This is a genomic window from Vreelandella subterranea (genome assembly GCF_900111305.1).
Lineage (GTDB): Bacteria > Pseudomonadota > Gammaproteobacteria > Pseudomonadales > Halomonadaceae > Vreelandella > Vreelandella subterranea.
Window position 1 is genome coordinate 539,331 of the sequence record NZ_FOGS01000002.1, and the last position, 19,370, is coordinate 558,700.

The window sequence follows — 19,370 nt, forward strand, 5'->3', positions numbered from 1 at the left end:
ATCATGTTACTGCGGCTTGCTTCTGCGTAGCGAGGCAATGAGCCAACACCAACAGATTAACCTGCATGTAAGCATAAACTGCTGTCATCATTTCGTGGTGGATGGCCGCCTCGGTCAGGCAATAAATGGCAAAGCCCGTCGTAAAGACCAGCCCGGTTTGCGCATAGACGTTGTTTCGATCGAGGATAACCAAGCGTAGATGGTAGACCCCCGGCGCCAGCAGGTAACCAAAAATGGCCAATATACCAAGCAGTCCCCCTGATGCCAGCATCTCGAAGTACTGGCTGTGCGCATGACCGCGATCCACGCTCAATACCCAGTCAGTAACGACGCCCTGCTCCACCAGTTCCGCATTCAGGGCTTCGCGCTCCGGGTACGTCAGCCCCACCAGCGGGCGCTCCTTGAAGGCGTGGCTGGCCGCCATCCAAAGCTGTAAGCGACCACCGCTGGAGACTGCCTCGCTCACATCCCCGGCAAGAAGGCTATGTACTTCGTCAACGCTGTACGCCACGCGCTGCTGAACACTGTTTGAGGCCAGGTACGCCACCGCCGCCAGGCTCATCGCCAGGCCAACCACCATCAGCAGCCGTTTCCAGCCCAGCACATCCAGGTTTAGCACCAACAGCAGCAACAACAGCGGCGGCACCGCAATCACCGAGCCGCGGGTTAGCGTCAGCAGCATGGCCAACAACGCCGCCAGCCCGGCAACAACCAGCCACACCTTGCGTGGCGAGCCGCGCAACATGGCAAAACATATAAACGCCATGGCGCAGGCCAGGTAGCCGAAGTTGATGCTGAAAAGAAATCCGTCGGCGCGCTGCCAGCCCAGCCACTGGGTCTGATAAAGCGCAACGCCCGAGGCCCCCAGGCTACCCACAATAGCCCCCCATTCAAGCCAGCGACGATACGCACCCAGTTGGATCGCCGACCCCGCGTGACGCATCATCAAATAGATGGGAATAACTGCCGCCATATGCAAGCCAGGGCTAACATAACGCGAGCTGAAATCGTCCAGCACAAAGACCGGAAGCCGCGACACGGCATACGACGCCAACAGCGCGACCACGACCACATCGAACCGGTTAAAAACCAGCGAGGCGCGATTGACCCACAAGTAGCTCAGGGCGTACAGAAGCAGTAGTGCGATGACGATATGACTGCGTAGCGGGGTGGCAATCAGCAACACCAACACCAAAAACAGGGCTGCCAGGTTCAACCCAGCGGCGCGCTCAGGGGCAAAGAGACGGTACATGATCATCCTGATGCATGAGTGAGTTCACAGGGCAGTTGAGCCCAAAAAAAGAGCGCCCGGATGGGCGCTCTTTGTATTTTACCTTACTAAACCTTGCCAAGGCAGAGCATGTACGTTCTTTTTTAACACAATGGCGATACAAGTCGCCGACGCTCCAAAATGTTTGATGGTTAATGCCTGCCATCTTCATTTTGGCACGTAGATGCCGGTTAGGTGATAAGGAGTCCAACCCATTGCTTACACAGATACCCGATAGCGAGGATTGAGTAAGCCCTCATTTCATGGTGTAACCAGCAACTACCGCGCCCCAAACCCCGTACACAAAATACGCACCGTCTTAAGCACAATCAGCACGTCCAGCCACAGCGAGCAGTGCTTGATGTAGTAAAAATCGTATTGGAGCTTGCGTTTCATGCCTTCCACTTCGGCCGCATAGCCCTGCTCAACCTGGGCCCAACCGGTGATTCCCGGCCGCACCACATGGCGGTAGCTGAAGAACGGCACGTCCTTCTCATACCACTCAGAAAGCGACTCCGACTCAGGACGCGGCCCGATAAAGCTCATCTCGCCGCGCAGCACGTTAAATATCTGAGGCAACTCATCCAATCGATAACGCCGCAGAATACGCCCCAGCGGGGTAATACGGGGATCCTTGCCTGAAAGGGTAAAATCTTTGCCGCTCATATCATGGTACATGCTGCGGAACTTGAACATGTTGAACGAACGGCCACGATAGCCCACACGGGGCTGCATAAAAAACACCGGACCCGGGCTATCCCGTTTGATCAGCAAAGCCACCCCAAGCAAAACCGGCAATAAAAATGGCAGCAATATAACCGCCCCTAGAAAATCCATCACACGCTTGAAGCCAACGTAAAATAACGGCGGCAACAGGCTACCAAATTCGTTTTCTGACAGATGATCGATCTGCACACGGCCTGAAATCGTCTCGGATATTTGCCGATGGTGATAAACGGGAATGTGGCACAAGGTACAGGTGGCGAGAAACTTCTCCCACTCGGGCGGCAAATCTTGCGCGCGTAAATCCGCCACAACGCCATCAACCCGTAACCCCTTCATTTCAGGCGTTTCCAAAACCCTTAAATCGACATTGGCGTTACCGCTAAGCCGCGAAGCATCCCCGAATGGCACCACGGCAAACTTGAGCTTTCGAAACCGTCGCCCCAAAAAATAGCCCATGTAAAACCAGGCCAGGCTAACGAGGTAACCACTCAGCATCACTTGGCGGGTATAGCCCTCCCGGGTAAAAAACAGCACGGCCACGACCAGCAAAAACGCGATCGAAACCGTTGGCATGATATTCGCGCCAAGTTGCGCCCCCGGGAACCGTGACATACGCCGAAGCGTTAACGCCGAGGCCGTAAACGCCAGGCCAATGGCAATCAATGTATTGCTTCGCACATCCGGCATGTAATGCCAAAACCCCCACCCCCACCGTTCCAGGCTGGGAAGCAACAAAGCAAGCGACATGCCTACGACAAGGTGAAACGTCAGGCTCAATAGCAGAACTTCATACCACCGAGAATGACGCCGTTGATACTCACGCTTCATGGGTTACCATCACTTCCATCATTATCATCGTAACGGCAACTAAGAGATGCCTACTGCTTGGCGCCCTACCGAATAGTACACAAAGCCCTTTTGCGCTAACCGTACAGGTTCGAACATATTACGGCCATCAAAAATGACCGGCTGGCGAAGCTGCTGGTGAAGTAGCGCAAAATCCGGCGCACGGAAGCTCTGCCACTCAGTCACAATCACCAGTGCATCGGCTCCCTTCAGCGCGGCTTCTTTGGTGCCGCACAGGGTCAGGTCGTTGCGGTTACCATAAAGGCGCTGGGTCTCTTCCATCGCTTCCGGGTCGAACGCCTGCACCTTGGCCCCTGCATTCCAAAGCGCTTCCATCAATACACGGCTGGGCGCTTCGCGCATATCATCGGTGTTGGGTTTGAAAGAAAGCCCCCACAAGGCCAGGGTTTTGCCCGCTAACTCACCATTAAAATGCTGTGAAATTTTCTCGAACAACGTGGTTTTTTGCAGATAATTACGCGCTTCTACCGCTTTAAGCACTTTGGCATCAAAACCGATAGCGTCGGCAGCGCGCACCAGGGCCTGAACATCTTTGGGGAAGCACGAACCCCCATAGCCCACACCCGGGTAAATAAAATGGTAGCCGATGCGTGGATCTGAGCCGATACCCTGGCGCACCGCCTCAATATCTGCGCCTAACCGCTCCGATAGGTTGGCGATCTCATTCATAAAGCTGATTTTTGTCGCCAGCATGCAGTTAGCGGCATATTTGGTCAGCTCAGCGCTTCGTACATCCATCACGATGATTTTTTCATGCTGACGGCTAAACGGGGCATAGAGTTCGCGCATAACCTCAACGCTGTGCGCATTATCAGTGCCGATAATGATACGGTCAGGCTTTTGGCAATCGGCAACGGCACTACCCTCTTTCAAAAACTCAGGGTTTGACACCACATCAAACGTAAGTGAGTCTTTGCTACGGCTGGACAAGACCTCGGCCATCTTAGCTCGAACTTTGTCAGCGGTACCCACCGGCACGGTAGATTTATCCACCACAATACGGTGCGCCTGCATGTGCTCGGCGATGGTTTCTGCCACTTTCAACACGTATTTTAAATCAGCGCTGCCGTCCTCATCGGGCGGGGTTCCGACCGCTATAAACTGCACATCACCATGCGCTACCCCCGCTATCGCATCGGTGGTAAAGCTTAGTCGGCCTGCCTGAATATTTTCATTTACCAGGGCCTCTAACCCAGGTTCATAGATCGGGATAACACCCTGCGCTAGCTTCTCAACCTTTTCAGCATCGACATCAACACAGATAACCTGATGACCCACTTCTGCCAATATGGTCCCCTGTACCAAGCCAACGTAGCCGGTACCAAACACAGTGATATTCATGCCAATCCTTTATTCTCACCCACAGTCACGTAGCGCCCATACACAGCAATGGGCACTTTTCTTAATAACTAATACTTATACGTTGTAGAACTCACGGTACCAGCTAACAAACGCGGCCACACCCTGCTTTACCGGTGTTGCAGGCTTGTAGCCAACGGCCTTCTCAAGCTCGCTGGAGTCTGCGTAGGTATCCGGCACATCGCCTGGCTGCAATGGTAATAGCTGTTGATCGGCCTTTTTACCCAAGGCTTCTTCGATGGCCTCAATATAAGCGGAAAGTTTTACCGGGTCATTATTGCCAATGTTGAAGATGCGGTAAGGCGCGTTACTGGTGGCGGGGTCTGGTGAATCGCTGTTCCAATCGGGGTTGGGCTTGGCAATATCATCACTCGCCCGAATGACGCCCTCGACAATGTCATCCACGTAAGTGAAATCGCGGGTATGGTTGCCATGGTTAAACACCGGGATGGGCTCGCCCGCCAAGGTCTTCTTGGTAAACAAGAACAGTGCCATGTCAGGCCGGCCCCACGGACCGTAAACTGTAAAGAAGCGCAGCCCCGTGGTCGGCAGGCGGTACAAATGGCTGTAACTATGGGCCATCAACTCGTTGGCTTTTTTGGTGGCCGCGTAAAACTGCAGCGGGTGGTTGACGCTCTCATGCTCCGAAAACGGCATGGAGGTATTCGCTCCATATACACTGCTGGTGCTGGCATAGGTTAGATGCTCTACCTTATGGTGGCGGCAAGCTTCCAAGATATTGGTAAACGCCACCACATTGCTTTGCACATAGGCATGAGGGTTTTCCAACGAGTAGCGAACCCCCGCCTGGGCAGCCAGGTGAATGACCCGTTCCGGCTTGTGGGTCTCAAAGACGGTGGTCACTGCGTTAAGGTCAGCCAGGTCTTGCCGCACGAAGACATAGTCACTGCCGGTGCGGGCCGCTGTTTCTTTCAGTATGTTCAGCCGCGCTTCTTTAATGGTCGTGTCGTAGTAATCATTAACGACATCAAACCCCACCACGCTATCGCCGCTCTCTAAAAGTCGCTTGGCAGTGTGAAACCCAATAAAACCTGCATTACCCGTTACTAATACTTTCATATTAAATTCCTATACCTAGCACGCAATGCCAAGTCAATGTCAAACGCTGCTGTCCCAACCAAAATCAAAGGCGCATATCCACATCATGTTTGGGCAGCACATATTTCAAATCATACAGCACATGGTTAGCTTTGCCCCAAGCACGAATGCCATGCGAACCAAGCTCACGAAACTCGCGGTGGGCCACCGCCAGCACCATCGCATCATAAGTACCTGGTGCAGGCTCACTTACAGGCTGGATGGCATACTCCGCATCGGCTTCTTCGGGGTTTACTTGTGGGTCATACACATCAACGGTAATCCCATAATCCGCAAGCTCATGAACGATATCCACCACACGGGTATTACGCAGATCGGGGCAATTTTCTTTAAAGGTAAGCCCCATCACCAAGACGCGAGCGCCTTCAACATTAATACGCGACTTGATCATCTGCTTGATAAGCTGGCCTGCCACATAGGCACCCATACCATCGTTAATGCGCCGGCCCGATAGAATCACTTCAGGGTGATACCCCACCTGCTGCGCCTTGTGGGTAAGGTAATACGGGTCTACCCCAATGCAGTGTCCTCCCACCAAACCAGGGCGGAAAGGCAAGAAATTCCACTTGGTCCCCGCCGCCTGCAACACTTCCTCGGTGTCGATCCCCAAGCGGTTAAAAATCAACGTTAGCTCGTTGATCAGCGCAATGTTGACGTCCCTCTGGGTATTCTCGATAACCTTGGCGGCCTCTGCGACACGAATGCTGCTCGCTTTGTGGGTGCCTGCCACAATAATATCGCGGTACAAGGAATCAACAAGCTCAGCAATCTCCGGCGTGGAGCCAGAAGTTACCTTTTTAATAGAGGTGACTCGGTGTTCTTTATCACCAGGGTTGATACGCTCAGGGCTATACCCGCAGAAAAAATCCACGTTGAAGGTAAGACCAGAAACCTGCTCTAGTACCGGCACACAATCTTCTTCCGTTGCGCCTGGGTACACTGTGGATTCATAAATGACGATATCACCCTTATTGAGCACTTCGCCGAGCATTTCACTCGCCTTAATTAAAGGCGTTAAATCAGGGCGCTTGTAGTCGTCTATGGGAGTGGGGACGGTAACAATATAGCAATTACACCCGCGCAGTATTTCTACATCATTGGTGAAACTGAGATGCTCAGCTTCTTTAAGCTCATTTTTATCAACTTCAAGCGTATGGTCATGGCCTGCCTGTAACTCAGCAATACGAGGGCAATTAATATCAAAGCCGGCTACTGGGCGTTTTTTACCGAACTCAACGGCGAGAGGAAGGCCAACATAACCCAAACCGATAACGGCTAGTTTGAGAGCAGACGTTGAAGTCATAAAATCCCTATCGATTAACTAGTAGAAGTAAATCGTCAGCCAGCCCTTTCATGATTTCAGTACGGGCAAAACGCAAAGTGAAATCAGGACGGGGCTGAGTAACTAGTTTCAAATTTGAAAATGAGTCTATAGCAGCTTGTAGATCGCAGGGTGGAAAGACAGCCGCATTATCAATATTGTCTTGAATGAAGCTTGCAGAAAAACCACCCACCCCGGCCCAAAGAGGTTTGCCTACCGCGGCGTACTCAAATATTTTGGATGGTAGAACTTTTTTGAAAGCGTCATAATCATTCAAGTGCAGGAAAAGCACATCGGCATTCTGATAAATGGCGATCAGTTCTTTTCTGGAAACTGGCGGCATCAGTTCAACGTTGGGACAGCCGGCAGATTCTATCGCTTCCATCAGTTGCTTACGCCTTCCACCATCGCCCAAGAGTTTAAAACTCAGCTTACCTTCATAATGTTTGGCTAAGGAGGGAATAATATGGTGCAAGCCCTGCCCTTCCCCCATGTTGCCCGCATAGACGACTTCTGGAATGTCCCGGTTACAAGCATGGCTGACGGCTGGTTGCGCCTCCAAAAACGCCTCGTCAATACCGTTAGTAAAAAGGCTAAATCTCTTATTGGGATAACGTGCCTGAAAATAGGGCAGGAAACCACCTGACACCAGGTTAACCTTTATTGCTCTTCGGATAGTCCAGCGCTCAACTAAAGAAAAAACGGGCTTCATCAACCACACCAGTTTTTTGGAAAGCACATCCTTGATGGTATCAACGAAAATATCCCGAATATCCAGGTATAAAGGCAGATTCTTACGACGTGCAACCCAGGCGCCCAGTGCTGCGGTCATTAGGCGGGAACTGCTGGCATAGACTACATCATAGTCTTTATTTTTTATCAGTTTATTAACTTGAAAGGCATAACTTAAAAAAGCTTTTGATTGGTCCAACATACCGCTTTGATGAGAGGGTAAAGCAATTCGATGGACCGTTAATTGGGGCCTTTCTTCTTTTTTGGGTGCTTCTACACTAAAGCTGGCATAGCGATTAGGTAGCGTCGTCATCACCTCTATATGCGAGCCTTCAGGCAGTTTTTTTTGCAAAGCGTCAACCAGAGCAGTATTACGAAAAGAGCCTGCTGAAAGATCAGGTTGAAAATGAAAGCTCAGAATCAAAATTTTCAAACATCTCTCCATGAAATTTGCGTTTTAAGTTCGCTGGCCTGCAACGTCACCACCACACAGTTATTCGGCAGGGAAACACCGAAAGCTGGGTGCCAGCTTCCTGCTTGCGTTTCAACGATGCCACCCTCAAAGCTCAAATTAAAAACCTGGCACTGGGCCAGGTTTCCTTGCAAGTGATTTCCATCAACCTGTTCCAGACGCACATCAGGATGTAAGTGAAAATAGGCTTTTGCCTGTTTGAAATCACCACTCAGCTGATCTTCAATCACCAATTCGCTCGGTTTAGCCAGCCATTGCCGTTGATGCAGTACTTTCCCAGGTAAACGTTGATAGCCATCATGAGCAGCGTCCACCCTGATATAGCCCTCTTGCTGTCGTATGGCCAAATCTATTGGCTTAGCGCGCCTTGCAACCCTGAAACCCGCCCAGATTTCAGATGAGTTTTCGCCATCCACTTCAAGGGTGTTATGTGCAGCCGTAGAACGTTGCCTATGCCGCTCGGTATCTTCGCCGTACTGGGAAATACCAGAGTTAACAAACACTCTTTGGCCAAAAAGGCTAAGCTCAAAACTCAGGGTGTCAGCATGAGCGTGACCGGGTTGGTAGCCAGGACCGACCTTTGCCGCATCTAACAATGCACGGTGGCCTTCCGCCCAATCAATCACAACGTAACCGCTTGATTTAAGATGACACAACTGCAGAGGCGCGAAATCGGCATTTCGCGATATTGGCTCTGGCACGCAACCTAATTGCCCAGCATAGCCCTCTAACTGCTTCAAGGTGGGTGCTATACCCAGCGTGGCATCATTAAAAAAGGCAATATCACCGTCTGGGTGCACCATTTTCCGCAGCCAACTGATGCCATGAGTTATTACACGGCGCCACAACGTTTTACGTTGATCTAAAGCAACCAGGCGCGTTTGCTGCTGCAGCTGCACAAGGTCGCACATATCCCACAGAAGCGTGGCATGGTACATGGGTGAAAGCTCGTAATGGGCACCGTCTGCCAAAAATTGTTCCGGCACTTGCTGGTCGAGCAACCTTACCCCTCTTCCCAGCAAGGCATCGCCCTGCTTACCGCCTAGAAAGCTCCCAGCGAAAACCAGAGCCTTGGCATTGGCAAAAAGATGATTAGCCAGAATATGAAACTCTAATTGCTGCGCCAGTGCATTCGCCTGACAAGCTAACGAACTCAGCCAACGGGGATCGACTTCGTCAGCCTGTAATCTGCTCAACCACTTGACCCAATTCACGATGCGCAGAGAAAGGCAGTAAGGTTCCCAACCATTACCCTGCAAAGGGGGATTCGCATCTATCCAATTTTCAACCAATTGTTGGCACACTGCCGAGCGGCCATCTGCACCAACAGCGTTTAAATCATCCTGATAATGCAGGTTATACAGCCATAGCTTGGAAAAAGCGGGATTATTCCAGCCGTATTGTAAATACCCGGTTTCGCCCAAAAAGGTAAATGATTTGCCATCGTCGGTCGCGGGTAATATAAAGTTAGGCCCAGACCAAGCGGTGATGACACCGCGCATTTCAGGCGCAGGCCGCTTTTTCAGGCGAGGTTTGCTAAAGCGATAATAAACCCGATATACCAGTTGCTGAATTTTCAGGTAGCGTACGGTATGCAGTAATAGCAATAAGCGTCTCATTGGGCTTTCAAAAACTCCACAATGCGCTGGCAGGCACGACCATCACCGTAGGGGTTATGCGCCTGAGACATTTGCTGATAAATTACGGGGTCATCTAGTAACGCCTGCACAGCCTGACGAATCACGTCTGCCTCGGTACCTACCAATTTCACAGTTCCTGCTTCAACGGCTTCGGGCCGCTCGGTAGTATCTCGCATCACCAATACAGGTTTTCCCAGACCAGGCGCTTCTTCCTGAACCCCACCGCTGTCGGTTAATACCAGGTAAGCCTTCTGCATCAGGTACACAAAAGGTTCATAGCCTAACGGGGAAATCAAATGCACATTACTCAACCCACCAAGCAGGCGATTCACCGGCTCCTGGACATTAGGGTTAAGGTGTACCGGGTAGATGAAATGAGCCTGAGGGTTAGCTTCTGCAAGTGCACCGAGCGCCTTGCAGATATTCTCAAAGCCACTGCCAAAGTTTTCACGCCGGTGGCCCGTCACCAATACAAAACGTTGCTCCGTCACCTTTTCATCCAACCCAGCAGTGGTCATGGCATCACTGATTTGTTGCTGCAAATCGGGAGACGTTGCTATTTTTTCAACCACCCAGTGCAAGGCATCAATGACAGTATTGCCGGTTACCAGTACCTGGCCCTCAGCAACATCTTCAGCCAACAATGCCTGACGATTACGCTCTGTAGGCGCAAAATGCCAATACGCAAGCCTGCCCGTTAATTGGCGGTTGGCTTCTTCCGGCCAAGGGGAATAAATATCGCCAGTTCTTAAACCCGCTTCTACATGCCCAACAGGCGTTTGCTGGTAAAAAGCAGCCAGCGTGGCAGCAAACGTGGTCGCAGTATCGCCATGCACAAGCACAAGATCCGGCTTGAAATCATTGAGCACTTGGCGCAGCCCCAGCAGTACCTTGCTTGTCACATCGTATAGATCCTGGCCGGGCTGCATCACGTTCAGATCATAACTTGGCTGAAGAGAAAACAAAGCCAGTACCTGATCGAGCATTTCCCGGTGTTGTGCAGTAACGGCAACGCGAACATCAAAATAAGCGTCGGCTTGAAGAGCTTTGACTAAGGGCGCCATTTTTATCGCTTCGGGGCGGGTTCCAAAAACCAATAACACCTTCACGTCTGAGTTACCCCACAGAAATCCAATACGTTCCCCTGCACGACAAGCTTTTTGAATTCACGGTGAGCCACCAAATAAACCACCACGTCAGCTTTTTCTGCTGCTTCTTGCCAAGGCGTCAACGTTAAGCTGGCGTGTGTTTTCAGATTCGGCTCCACCGCCAAGGGTTGAATGCCCGCGGCCACCAGTTGCTGAAATACATAGAGGGCTGGCGACTCACGCAAATCATCAATATTGGGTTTAAAGGCCAGGCCCATACAAGCCACATGAGGCTCGCGGCCATGCGCTTGCTTAAAACGTTCAACCTCGGCCTGAACCTTCTCAACGACCCATTCAGTTTTGCGAGTGTTCACTTCACGGCCAGTGCGGATCAAACGAGCGTCTTCACCGCCCTCATGCACAATGAACCAAGGGTCTACCGCAATACAATGACCACCAACACCGGTACCCGGCTGTAAAATATTGACCCTGGGGTGTCGGTTAGCGAGGCGTATCAGTTCCCACACATCAATGCTAAATTTGTCACATAAGAGGGACAGCTCATTGGCAAACGCAATGTTGACGTCTCGAAAGCTGTTCTCCGTTAACTTGGCCATTTCAGCTGTTCTTGCATCTGTAACTAGCACCTCGCCCGTGACAAAGGTGCGATAAAAAGCCGCGACTTTCTCACTTGCCTCAGTTGAGATGCCGCCCACAATACGGTCATTCTCAACCAACTCACGCATTATGTGGCCAGGCAACACTCGTTCAGGGCAATGGGCAATATGCACGGCATCTGTGTTAACACCGCCCTGTCTCAACACTTCAGCGACTTTTTCCGTTGTGCCTACCGGGGAAGTGGATTCAAGTATCACTAAATCACCAGCCTTGACAACTGGCGCGATAACAGCCGCAGCAGCCAATACATAGTCAATATTAGGTACAAACCCTTCATGAAAAGGGGTGGGCACCGCTAGAATAAAAATATCAGCTGCCTCAGGTCTCAAAGAAGCCTTTAAACGGCCTGAATGGACAGCAGAATGCACAAAGGAGTCCAGATCCGGCTCCACAATATGAATCTCTCCCTGATTGATGGTATCCACTACCTCAGGTGAAATATCGACACCTTGTACCTGATAACCACGATTCGCCAGAAGAGCAGCAGAAGGCAGACCTATATAACCGAGACCCACTACACAAATCATAATATCTAAACGCATTGAACTATCTCATACTAGTAATTAATTTAATAAAGGCTTTCTAAGAGCAATTCACAATTCCTTTCTCTGTTATGGCGAATTTCGACCACTTTTAAAGCCTCTAGAGACTGCATTGCTATAGTAGAAGGGTTATTGATATAGCTTATCATAGCATTTCTAACTGATTCAGCAGATCGTGGCGGTATAATTGTGCCGTTAACTCCTGACCTTATACTTTCAGAAAGTGCTCCAACATCTGTTGTAATGACAGGTAAACCCTGAGCTAGCGCTTCTAAGACAGAATTAGGAAACCCTTCATAGTATGAAGGGAAAACAAATACATCAGATTCTTCCAACAAAGTTTTTACGGAGTGCGTCGCCAGACTTCCTACAAAAAAAACATTGTTTAAGCCTTTTTCATATACGATCTGTTTGCAACGGTTAACGTCGGGACCATCACCAGCAAAAACAAATTGACATCGATCAATAAGATCGGGATGGTCCAAAGCTTCTAAAATTTCAAAAATACCTTTATTTTCTACTAATCTTCCAGTGAACACGAACTTAACCAAGCCTTCCGGAGCATCTTTAGCTTTAACAGCCAACTTAAAACCAGGAGGAAGCCAATTAGGTATTATTACAATTTTCTCGATAGGAACTCCCATTTCAATAAGACGTTTCTCCCACTGCTGGCCTTGAACAAAAAAAGTAGAGTAAGGCCTCAGCATTAGCTGAACAGCTTTTTCTTTAAAGCTACCCGAACGAAGATGCAATATTTCGGAGTTACGAAAAAAAAGACAAACTTTAACACCACGAAAATCAAAAATAAGCGCAGGAAAAAAACGTTCAAACAAACCAAGCAAAGTACTTTTAAAAAAAAGTGCAGAGCTATATCTTTCAAAAATCGACTCTTTTAAAAGCAACAAAAAATTTTTAGCCTTAATAATTAAAAAGTCGTTTTTAAAAAATCCCAGACCATATACAGCCGTATCAAAAACATTGCACTTTACTTTTCTTATCTTTAAGAAATCGACAAGGCCATTTGCGGCAGTTACTTGACCACCCACTAAATCAGGGTTACGAAAAGAACAAGGCATGGCAAAAAATATAGCCTTAACAGTCACAATAAAGACTCCAGCAAGCTATTAGCATAATACTCATTATCGATATCAGCCCTTTTTAAACTTAAACATTTTAAAACGGCATCTTTTAATTTCTCAACATCATCAGGAGGCGTCAAAAAACCATTAACCCCAGGCAAAACTAAATCTTTTACAATTGGAACACATGTAGTCGCAACCATAGGCGTATTTAAATAATAATTTTCTATTAACACATTCGGGAACCCTTCCCACCTAGATGATAATATAAAAAGGTCACAATGAGCATAGTAATAATACGGGTTGTCTTGAAACCCCATGAAAGTAACATTATTAGAAAGATCAAGGTCGCAAACAAGTTTTTTAAGACGCCCCTCTTCACCATTATCATTTCCCAGAATATAAAGCACGAAATTAGGATGATTTTCAACTATTTCTGGTAAGGAAAAAATAAGGTTATCGAAGCCCTTAGCGTAAGCTAAACGTCCTGACGCAACAGCTGAGATCTGTCCGGGGGGAAAGGGCGAAAACTTATATTTTATACATTCGTCTATATATTTAGTATCAATTGGATTAGGCAAAACTTTAACAATTGCAGGGCTAATACGAAATATATCTATACCTTCCTTTTTCATAGCTTCAGTTTGACTTATAACTACATCTGCTCTTTGGAAAGCTAACGAATATATTTTTCTCTTAACTGGCCCATACGCACTAAACTTCTTCTCTAATGAGGGTGTATTTTGCATTCTCGCTACATGCTTAAATTTAGGACAGAAAGGCTTTAAAAATAACAACAAAGCTGCCACACGCGAATGAGTACTAAAAACCACTGATGGTTTGGTTTTACGAATTATGCTCAAAAGCTTAAAGTATGAGCGACTGGTGGATATTGTACCCAAATCAATTATATCGACATATTTTGGTACAAGAGAAAGCAACTGATCGGTTTCTTGAAAGACCACCAAAGTAATGTTGGAACTATCAACATCCAGTTGCCGCAAAAAGTTTAACGCTACGCGCTCAGCACCACCTGCATTTAAGTTTGGTAATATAAAGACAACTTTCTTCAAACAAGACCTCCAAAACTAAAGAGAATATTTTTATAAGAAGCAGCGCTACCTACTACGCTATAAAAAAGTAAAGTAGAGTATATAAGCAAAAACAAAATATAAAAAACTCTTTCTAAACCTTTAAAAAGGGAAGTAAGGCATGCGAGCAATACAATAACAGAATTGAAAGACAACAACTCAAAAACTCGTCCTGCGACTGGTGAAAAATCAAACATCAAGAAATAAAGAAAAACAGAAAAAAAGTGATACCCAAGCAACGAAAAGAGCCTTTCATCTAATTTTTCAAAAAAAGAACGAAAATACAAAAAAATTAATGAAAAAATAAAGAAAGACAAATTCAAAGGATGGTAGTACAAGAGTTGATTCCTATCAGAATAGTAATAACCTTTAACTTTATCTTTAATTTCCTCAGGGATAAACAAAGTATCTACTGCAAACAAAAAAAACTCACCAAACCCGCCTATCAATGAAACAAGAAATGAAAAAACCAAAAGAAAGTAGGGCAAATATTTTATCTTGAGAATTGGATATAACCAGTAAAACGGCAAGGCAATCACTGCAAAGATTTGGACAGCTGATGCACAAGTAATAACTAAAAAATACCTGAAAAAACTACGTTTATAGAGCGGACTTAGTCCGAACAGCAAAATAGCCGCAGCAAGTGAATTTCTAATCTGGCCAAGATCTTTAAAGAAACCTAAGGAAAAATACAAGAGCAAGCAAAGCAAAAAGTACGGTGAAAGTTTTTTAAAAAAATAAAACTTAATAGACAAAGAAACAAAAGATATAAAAAACAAAAAAAACTCAAAAGACAACCCGTAATACTTAAAAAAGGAAACGCTTGTTGCAAACAAAAACTCATTACCTGTAGTTCCACCTCCAGCTGTATAAAATGGAAAAGAAAAGACATCAAAACCTACGCGTTGCCAAATTTGATAATATCCACCGTAATCTACAGACTCAAACCTCAAACCAATAAAAAACAAGAACGCAAAAAAGAAAATAATATAAACCGCGAAACGTATCTTTTTGCTCGCCACAAGAAGAGAGGAAAAAGCAAAAAATAAATAAGATGTGTAAAATACCCAATACAGCATATATTTTTACCTGGTGCAAAACAAAAAAACAGAGCGCATACCTGAATTCAAGTAATAAGTGCATCACCTGCGGTGCCCAGGGCACCTGAGTACTCACTCAGAAACACCTGTGCCGGTGTTCGATAACCGAGCCGTTTTCTCGGAAGGTCATTCAGTTTTTATCGACCCTTCTTAGTTCGCCATCTGCCACTTGCCGGAAGTCAGTCCCCTTGGGGTAGTACAGCCAGATGAGACTATTCGTTTTCTTATTGGTCCCACGTTGGCCGGAACAGTAAGGATCACAGAAGTAAATCGAGGCGGTCACCGCTTTGGCCACTGCCTCATGGTGGCGAACTCCGAGCCATTGTCCAGCGTCACGGTTCTGACAGCGCCACGCCGAGGCGTCAGCAGTCGGATCATGGTCTTCTGTGTCCGCTCGGCAGTGATATGGGACAGCCGAGCTGCCAATAGGTAGCCACCGCGGCGCTCAACGAGGGTGACTGGTTCTGTCTGAAAAGTCGGCTCTCATGCATTGCTGGATACAAGCCAGGGTCACCATGGCCCTGAAGCTGTTGGCCAGCTTGTCATAGCGGGTATTTAGCCGACGCTTTTCTTTCAACCAGCCGAATAGGCGTTCTACCACATTGCGCTGACGGTATTCGGACGGTCGAACTGATACGGCGGGCCAGGACGCGGGGCCTATGCATTCGACGCCTGGGAATGATGGGCCGCATGCCATAACGCGTGCATTAGCGCCGAAGCTCATCACTATCGTAGCCCTTGTCAGCCACGACATAACGACTGCGTTTGCGAGGCCGACCGGAACGCCCTGGTAGTCGAACCTTCTCCAGCAACTCGATGAAATGCACGCTGGCCTGCTTAAAGGGAAAAGGTAAGTGGAAAACCCTGGCTATCGCACAGCAGGTGTATCTTGGTGATCAGGACGCCACGACTGTGGCCGAGAGCATGACCGGGCGGTTCTATCGATCACCCTTTTTACTGGCACCGCTAGCCGATCGTGTTGCTCTGATGGAGGTCGAATCGGGCATCCATGCGTCGAGATCCATAAAGCCGTCTTCCCGCAGACGCAGATGAAGACGCATCAGGATCCGGTCAAAAGTGCCGTCATCGCGCCACCGACGAAAGCGCTGGTAAACAGTCTTCCAGGGGCCGTAACGTTCTGGCAGATCGCGCCGAGCACAGAATCCAGAAGATCCTATTGAGCATCTGACAATCATCACGGCGTGGGCGACCCATGGTCTGTGAAGGAGAAACGATAATCCTCAATCATTTGCCAGCGCTGATCGGAAAGTTCGTAACGGCCCGCCATAGCTGCCTCCCGTTCGGTGAAAGGGAACAGCGTAGCAAACATGACTTTTCAGACAGAACCTAGAACAGTCATAGCAAAATAATCTATGGAATATTATATATAGCTGCTTAGAGTTAAGTACATTTACCAAATCCGGCGATAGGGAGAATATATATTATAGAGCTTGCTTAAAATTAATTCATATTGAAACAACAACTAAAATTAACCATTTAAAATAGCCAGCCATTCAGACATAATTCGATCTTGAGAAAATTCAGAGCGCACTTTAACTGCATTACCACCTAATGTAGCGCGTAATTTCTCATTCGTTATCAGTCGATTCATTTCAACACTAAGACAGTCCAAAGACTCGGGATGGACGAGCACACCATTAACTTCATTTTCAATTAAATCCCTAGGGCCAGTATCACAATCAAAAGCCAAACACGCACAGCCAGTTGCCATAGCCTCCAATAGTACATTTGGAAAACCTTCGTAACGTGAACTAAGAACAAATAGATCTGCCCGCTCGTACCAGTCCCCCACGTTACCAACTAGACCGGGAAAGTGAACGCGCTCGGACATTCCTTTTTTCTCGGCCTGTAACTGCAACTTGCCTCGAGCTCCGGTATTCTCATCTCGGGTGGATGCAAGACCGACAATAGCCAAGTCCCAATCTGGGTGGTCAGGAGCAATGCGAATGAACGCTTCAAGGAGAAGATCAAAGCCCTTTTGTTCGGACTTGGAACCAACCGCAAGGACAATGCGGCGCTCTGAGGATACGAAGGAAGTGGAGTCAACAAGAGGATGGTAATTGGGGATCGGCCAAGCTACAGCATTAGGTATAACCGCCACATTTCTGGCCGCAGCATGGCGGATGATCCAGTCTGCTCCCTCACGAGTTTGAGCGACGTGAGCATCGGCAAAACGATAAAACAAACGTCGCAGCAAACTCCAACTTGTTCCGATTGGCTTACGTCCGGGATAGTTGCGCTCGGAGCCCACCACTCTGGTACCTATCCCAAAGCAGGCCAGAATGCAGAGAATAGTAGCTGTTGGCGTCATGCCCACCACTACTTCCGGCTGCTCAGCGCGAATGACATGCCGCAGTGCACGTAGACGCTTCCAGTTAGCGATAAATTTGGCGAGCCCGCGATTTTCGCTAGCCAGATCGAGGCAAACCCGGTTTACAGCATTGTTAGGGATATAAAAATCACGGTCACTATCATGCATGGTTACTAAACTTGCTCGGTGACCGTTCCGGACTAGGTAATTGGCCAGCCCTACAGTGACACGCTCGGCGCCCCCACCCGTGAGAGAACCAATAAAAAATAATACGTTCAAGAACATAGCTCCTATTTATGAGAATTTCTCAATGATTACTGGTGGAATATCGCCATTGAACCCACAAAAACTTTGCGTGCCTAATTAGTAGATTAGTGTTGCAGAGCTATTTGCGTAAAATCTCATCATAAATAGCTAGAATGTGCTGTGCATGGATACTAGGTGCGTATTTTTCAGTAGCTTGCGACTTTGCTCTGGAGACCATTGCTTGCGTCCGGTTCTTACTGCTTAGCGTATCGGCCACTGCTTGTGCAAATTCTTCTGGGCTATTTTGATCAACTAAGCTGCCAGTAACATGATTTTCAATAATTTCCCGATGCCCACCATCTGATGTAGCAACTACCGGAACTCCTAATTGCATAGCCTCAATGAGAGTCCTTCCTAGACCCTCACGTACTGAGGTTGCGACGAGAACATCACTAGCAGCTATCCAGGGTTCTATAGGCGTTTTACTTCCCATAAATAAAATGTTTGCAGCAAGCCCTAACTCTTCAACCATTTGATAAACTCTGGAAGCAATCGGCTCTCTGGGGTCTCCAAACATGGCGAATACAACGGGAATGTCAGTCAAACCTACCAGTCTATGAGCCATTCTTAGAAAAAATAAAGGGCGTTTTTGTTCAGTCCAATTGGCAACAAAGGAGACAACATGTATATCAGAGTTGCCACCGGATTGAGCAACGATGATCTCTCTTGCATTAGCTACTAGTTTACTTGAAACCGAGCAATCAACTGGATCTTGCACAACCTGAATAGCATCACCCAACTGATTGGAAAAAGGTCTTGCGCAATACCTCGAAATAGTGACAAAAGCATCACTGAACTTGGCGTAATGCGCATAACGGCGGCTCGAAGAGGCCGTCCTGTGATGCCAAACATGTTTTTTTCTAGCGAATTTAGCAGCGAAAAGCCAAGTCAAATGCATTCGACGGTCATTAGTATGTACAATATCTATGCATTGTTTTTTAAGGAAAGAACGTAACGTCCAACTATTTAAAAACATCTGAGCCAGCTGTTTAGCTAGATCATTTTTTTTTACTAGGGTAGAGCGAGGCAATTGGATCCAATTAATTTTCTTCTCATCTAAATAATGTTGAAAAAAACCATTTTTATGGACACCAATTATTGGTTCAAAACTTGAGTCACGAAGCTCATCGATTAATAATAGCGTAGAAACATGACTGCCACCGAAAGTATCACCCACAAAAGGAAAAAGCACACGCGCTTTTCTTGACATTATAAAGCCTTAGCAGAAACCACAATTAACGACCTGGCATGCGATCTAAATCAGACGAAATATAAAGACTTAACAGGAAATATTATGGGCTCTTCGTCACTTCATGTGGATTTGGCCTGATCGAATAGCCGGCCCACCGGGCTGCCAATCAAGTGGATCATAGCGATGAAATTAGCCTCGTTTCGATAGCCACGTGCACGTGACCGAGCCGCTTGAAAAAGACCGTTCATCCCTTCCAGTCTCGCGTTCGTCAGTCCCGAGTGCCAGCGCCTGACCACCGCGTCGGCGTGCCGCTCAAGGGTCGCCAAGGCCTTTCCCATCGGCTTCAGTAGTGGCTTTTCAGACACCGCCGCCTGCATGACCTTGAGGTAATTAGTGATGCGCCATCGAGCCGCTCTGGGCGTCGGGGCCTTCTGGATCCAGCGTAGCTTTTCCTTG

The 19,370-nt window shown here is 47.8% G+C and carries 15 protein-coding genes and 2 pseudogenes; all 17 read right to left on the reverse strand.

Annotated elements, in window-relative coordinates:
* Position 1: 1 nt before the first annotated feature.
* On the reverse strand, positions 2–1,252 hold the full coding sequence (locus tag BMX75_RS05430) for an O-antigen ligase family protein (protein WP_175474697.1): 1,251 nt from the start codon (positions 1,250–1,252) through the stop codon (positions 2–4).
* A gap of 297 nt (positions 1,253–1,549) precedes the next feature.
* On the reverse strand, positions 1,550–2,824 hold the full coding sequence (locus BMX75_RS05435) for an exopolysaccharide biosynthesis polyprenyl glycosylphosphotransferase (protein WP_092825920.1): 1,275 nt from the start codon (positions 2,822–2,824) through the stop codon (positions 1,550–1,552).
* 39 nt (positions 2,825–2,863) lie between these two features.
* Positions 2,864–4,204, reverse strand: coding sequence for a UDP-glucose dehydrogenase family protein (locus tag BMX75_RS05440; RefSeq protein ID WP_092825922.1), 1,341 nt, complete (start codon positions 4,202–4,204; stop codon positions 2,864–2,866).
* A 75-nt stretch (positions 4,205–4,279) separates the two neighbouring features.
* Positions 4,280–5,302 (reverse strand): NAD-dependent epimerase, encoded by a 1,023-nt coding sequence (locus BMX75_RS05445; protein WP_092825924.1) that lies wholly within the window; start codon positions 5,300–5,302, stop codon positions 4,280–4,282.
* A 64-nt stretch (positions 5,303–5,366) separates the two neighbouring features.
* Positions 5,367–6,644, reverse strand: a complete 1,278-nt coding sequence (gene tviB, locus BMX75_RS05450; protein ID WP_092825926.1) for a Vi polysaccharide biosynthesis UDP-N-acetylglucosamine C-6 dehydrogenase TviB — start codon at positions 6,642–6,644, stop codon at positions 5,367–5,369.
* A 7-nt stretch (positions 6,645–6,651) separates the two neighbouring features.
* Positions 6,652–7,827: a glycosyltransferase family 4 protein gene (locus BMX75_RS05455; RefSeq protein ID WP_092825928.1), complete on the reverse strand. Its 1,176-nt coding sequence runs from the start codon at positions 7,825–7,827 to the stop codon at positions 6,652–6,654.
* Positions 7,824–9,473 (reverse strand): heparinase II/III family protein, encoded by a 1,650-nt coding sequence (locus tag BMX75_RS05460; RefSeq protein ID WP_245748353.1) that lies wholly within the window; start codon positions 9,471–9,473, stop codon positions 7,824–7,826. The genes BMX75_RS05455 and BMX75_RS05460 overlap by 4 nt, the downstream gene beginning before the upstream one ends.
* 8 nt (positions 9,474–9,481) lie before the next feature.
* Positions 9,482–10,615, reverse strand: a complete 1,134-nt coding sequence (gene wecB, locus BMX75_RS05465; protein ID WP_092825932.1) for a non-hydrolyzing UDP-N-acetylglucosamine 2-epimerase — start codon at positions 10,613–10,615, stop codon at positions 9,482–9,484.
* Positions 10,612–11,814 (reverse strand): UDP-N-acetyl-D-mannosamine dehydrogenase, encoded by a 1,203-nt coding sequence (wecC, locus tag BMX75_RS05470; RefSeq protein ID WP_092825934.1) that lies wholly within the window; start codon positions 11,812–11,814, stop codon positions 10,612–10,614. The genes wecB and wecC overlap by 4 nt, the downstream gene beginning before the upstream one ends.
* 26 nt (positions 11,815–11,840) lie before the next feature.
* Complete coding sequence (locus BMX75_RS05475; RefSeq protein WP_092825936.1) at positions 11,841–12,917, reverse strand: glycosyltransferase family 4 protein; 1,077 nt, start codon at positions 12,915–12,917, stop codon at positions 11,841–11,843.
* On the reverse strand, positions 12,914–13,966 hold the full coding sequence (locus BMX75_RS05480; RefSeq protein WP_092825938.1) for a glycosyltransferase: 1,053 nt from the start codon (positions 13,964–13,966) through the stop codon (positions 12,914–12,916). The genes BMX75_RS05475 and BMX75_RS05480 overlap by 4 nt, the downstream gene beginning before the upstream one ends.
* A complete protein-coding gene (locus BMX75_RS05485; RefSeq protein ID WP_092825940.1) occupies positions 13,963–15,063 on the reverse strand; it encodes an EpsG family protein in 1,101 nt (366 codons plus the stop codon). The genes BMX75_RS05480 and BMX75_RS05485 overlap by 4 nt, the downstream gene beginning before the upstream one ends.
* Positions 15,064–15,110: 47 nt before the next feature.
* Positions 15,111–15,555, reverse strand: a pseudogene (locus BMX75_RS18395) (IS30 family transposase); the annotation flags it as partial.
* A pseudogene (locus BMX75_RS05495) lies at positions 15,530–16,372 on the reverse strand (IS5 family transposase). The pseudogenes BMX75_RS18395 and BMX75_RS05495, both read right to left, overlap by 26 nt.
* Before the next feature lie 201 nt (positions 16,373–16,573).
* On the reverse strand, positions 16,574–17,695 hold the full coding sequence (locus BMX75_RS05500; protein ID WP_092825994.1) for a glycosyltransferase family 4 protein: 1,122 nt from the start codon (positions 17,693–17,695) through the stop codon (positions 16,574–16,576).
* Between the two features lie 106 nt (positions 17,696–17,801).
* Positions 17,802–18,932 (reverse strand): glycosyltransferase family 4 protein, encoded by a 1,131-nt coding sequence (locus BMX75_RS05505; RefSeq protein WP_092825942.1) that lies wholly within the window; start codon positions 18,930–18,932, stop codon positions 17,802–17,804.
* A gap of 101 nt (positions 18,933–19,033) precedes the next feature.
* Positions 19,034–19,370 (reverse strand): transposase (locus BMX75_RS05510; RefSeq protein WP_139197149.1); only part of this gene is annotated, 337 nt, incomplete at its 5' end.